This window comes from Rothia nasimurium, from assembly GCF_928382285.1.
GTDB lineage: Bacteria > Actinomycetota > Actinomycetes > Actinomycetales > Micrococcaceae > Rothia > Rothia nasimurium_E.
Genome location: NZ_CAKMSS010000028.1, coordinates 1 through 463, shown reverse-complemented (window position 1 = coordinate 463; position 463 = coordinate 1). Strand labels below are relative to the sequence as shown.

At 46.0% G+C, this 463-nt stretch carries 1 protein-coding gene; it reads right to left on the bottom strand.

All coding sequences use genetic code 11. The features are described from left to right. On the bottom strand, positions 1 to 463 hold a 463-nt coding region (locus tag L6758_RS10920), incomplete at both ends, for an L-threonylcarbamoyladenylate synthase (protein ID WP_237218654.1).

Sequence of the window (463 nt, the reverse complement as noted above, 5' to 3'; positions counted from 1 at the left end):
GTGTATTCTTCTACCATTTCACCGGGAAGTGAGGCACTCAATATCGGGTGTCCCAGTTCCTTCACGATCGATAACGCAACGAGGTTATCAGGGATTCTCAGACCTACCGTATTTTTCTTGCTCTTTAGCAGTTTCGGCACCTCTTTGCTTGCAGGCAGAATAAATGTATAAGGACCCGGCAGATAGCTTTTGATCATACGGTACAAGGGTGTAGACAGACTTCTGGTGTATTGACTCATGTCACTGAGATCACAGCACACAAACGATAGCTGCGCTTTAAGGGGATTCACCTGTTTTATGCGGCAGATCCTTTCTATGGCCTCCGGATGAAAAATATCACAGCCCAGGCCGTAGATGGTATCGGTCGGATAAACTATGATACCCCCATCCCTTAGTGTATCGACAATTGTTTTGATATTTCGCGGCTGTGGATTCAGCGGATGCAGCGGTAAAAGCATATTAA